The following is a 3,282-nucleotide window of genomic DNA, read 5'->3' as shown; positions in this document are numbered from 1 at the left end:
GGGAGTGGCTACGAAGAGATTTAGATACATAAAGTATCATGGTAAAATGTTTAACTCTTCAACTATTTCACTTTATCAAAATATTTCAAATATTCATTAAGCATTTTCTGATCATAGTCATTATTTCCCAACGCTTTTCTGTATAACTTTTTGATTTCTCTAAAAGCTGTTTGATTTTGTACAATATTTTCTTTTAGTGCATTATTTGCGTGCGTAAACCATGAAAGTTCAAACTTATTATAGTCAAAATTGTTCATATCATATAAAAACTTTATTTGTGGAAAATCTTTAAGGTAAGGTTTAAATCTATCCTTATCAATCAATTTTCCATTTAGATGCAGATTTATGCAATAAGTGAGTATTGTCTCTAATGGATCGGGATAAGACTTAGTTGACGGATTTTGTTCATTATGAATTTGTTTAACCTTTTCAAAAAGCTTATCTTCCATTTCTTTTGATTGTGATATAATATTTCCATTTATAGAATCATAATATAATTCATAATTGAAGTTATTGTCTTCTAATTTTGATAAAACTTCCGTCTTTATTTTTTCTTTTATCCTATCAGATGCTACAGAAAATAATTCCGGGAAAAACTCTTCATATTCACTTTCTAAAATAGCCTCGGAAAGCATATCACTAATTTTCTCATTTGGGAATACATCATTTAAGATATAACTAAGATTAGTAAAAAGAGTATGTAAATAGGAAATATCTGTTTCTGCCCATATTTTTAATCTAAATCCATTACAAATAGTGCTAATTACTAAACATATAGTTTCAGAAGATAGTAGAGTTTTATCACAATTGTATTTCTTAACAATAAAATTGCTTATTTCAGTAAAGTCAGTATCTTCAAAGTAATTTTGAGTCATAAGGTTATTTATTTTATTTACAATAAATGTGATTCTTTCCTGTGATAAATTTGACATTCCTAATATCCTTAAAATTACAAATAGCTTATCTTTGAGGTTGCTAAGTAATATTTTGTTCTCAATAGCAATAAAGTAATTGTCAAGGATCTCAAAAAGTTTGTTTTCAGCATCAATTGACAATTTTATTTTCGTTACATCATTATTTTGCAATATATCATCTAAACACTTTTTATCTATATATTTACAAATAATAATTATAGTAAACGGTGAAACCTCTTTTAACACTTTGTTTTTACCTGAGCCAAACATTCCATCTGAAAATTCCTTTTCTTTTTTGCTATGAGAGCAAAATACAGCATTTATATATTGCTTATATACCTCAAGAACCTCAGAATATGCGTCAATCATCAAATGGTTTAATTTTAAATAATTATAGAAATCCATAACAGAAACTTCTAATTTATCTATATTTGCAACTCCAGACCCGAAAACGTAATTAGTATTTGCGTCTTTTTCTACTTTTTCATAAAATTTAAGTACTTCCGATAATGTCTTATACATTAAAGTGAAATTCTCAAGTTCTTTTAAAAATCGATTCTCATGTTTTCCTTTTAAAGCATTGTTATATAATATATCACTTAAATCAATTTTTTCGGTTTCGTTATTTAATTCATTATTTGTACCCCAATATATTCGCCAACTTATAAGCCTACCAACATGCAATCGATTGAATTCTGTAATAAAATACCAAATATAATTTTGCTGTCGTTTATAGGTTAAAGATACCTTTTTCAATATATCATAACACTTTTGGTATTCTTGAAGCTCATAAAAGCTATAAGCTATGCGTAATTGTAGTTGGTTATCCATTTGCATGGCCATATTTACAGAGTCGGCATAACTCTTAATATTTATGAAATTTTGATTATCAATATCCTCATATAGTTTGGCTGATGGAGCCTTATTAAAATTGCATAAAATCGTTGGCTTATGCGATTCTGCATCGTAAATATAAGAATTTTTTATTATTGTCTTATCTAATAGTTCTTTAATAGTTGAAAGCTTGGATTTTTTTGTGAGAAAATCTTCGTTTAATGATTTAAACAACTCCTCAGCCTTGTTACTTAAAAGCGTTAAACTACCTTCTTTATATACAACATCTAAATTCCTAAACATATAAGGGATATATTGAGCCAGTATATAATTTAGACCTACTAAATGTTTAGATGCATTGTAAACAATATTAGTAATATCTGTCTCCTGTTCATCATTAATAATATACTCTAACACTTTTACTGTATTTTCATATATACTATCCTTATTAAAACTTTCTCTTAAGCATTCTGACGAATAGATAATGTTAATTCCTAAGTTTTTGTAATAGTTTACTGTGTTTAAATCATAACAATTTCCTGCATCGAAAAAATATGCTCTTTGAAAATTGTCTCCTAGAATATTTTTAACCCAGTTGAAAATTTGCTTAGTGTCCGGATCGTTGTATGAATATCCAACAAATAGAATTACGTTTTTTGCAACTAAAGCTTTTATAAAAATTTCAATCAACGCAAAATTGTGAGAATAGTTTAAATAATCATCTTCTTTAAATACAAAATTGTTGTAAGTAAATCCGCCATGCATCTTAATTATCATACGGCTATTTTTAGAATACGGAATTTCACTATCTTTTTGCACTACATCTAAGAACTCTCCGTTAGCAATAAAAGCTTTTTCCAAAAAATCATCATAATTAGTTGTAATTACATGGCAAGGATTCAATTTTACTATAAGTTCATGTATTTTATTTGGATTCTTACCATCATATTTAAAAATATCTTTAACAAGTTCATTATATTCTTTTTCACCACGTGCATTAAAATAAACTTGTGGAATTTTTAGTGTATCATTCTTATCCAATGCCGTAGAACCGATTCTTTCGTAAATTTTTTGAACAGCATCCTTCCATAAAGGTATGCCTGAGTTAATAGATGCACCTGCTCCTACAAATACAACTAACTTGTTATCAGTAATAGCTTGTTTAAGAATTCTTCTGTCTTCAGAATAATTAATCATAACCTAGCATCCTAATGTTTAAATTATATTTCCTTAATCCCACGATATAATATCTATAGTAAAAAAGCTAATTTAATTTTTCTATTTGATATAAACAACTTATCTATTCCTTTTTCAAATAACAACTCCGTAATAGCTTTTATAAATTCAACATTAGTAAGTACGTCATACTTATTTACTTACATAGGAACGTATGATCAAACATTATAAGTAATGTTATGAGCGTATCACTTTTTTGTATCATTTTACCACAAATATTTATAATATAGAATTATTTTGCATTATATGGCATATATTTTGCAATTTTTACCTTCGCAAGCCCCTTAGAATAATCCTT

Annotated in this window: 1 protein-coding gene; it reads right to left on the bottom strand. The window is 27.0% G+C overall.

Going from position 1 to position 3,282, the window contains the following annotated elements; translation table 11 throughout:
• Window positions 1-62: 62 nt before the first annotated feature.
• A complete protein-coding gene (locus ACESM9_RS13785) occupies window positions 63-2,945 on the bottom strand; it encodes an SIR2 family protein (RefSeq protein WP_372999851.1) in 2,883 nt (960 codons plus the stop codon).
• Window positions 2,946-3,282 lie beyond the last annotated feature (337 nt).

This window comes from Lutispora sp., from assembly GCF_041687175.1.
Classification (GTDB): Bacteria; Bacillota; Clostridia; order Lutisporales; family Lutisporaceae; genus Lutispora.
The sequence above is the reverse complement of the archived record's forward strand: the minus strand, read 5'-3'. Positions and strand labels throughout refer to the sequence as shown.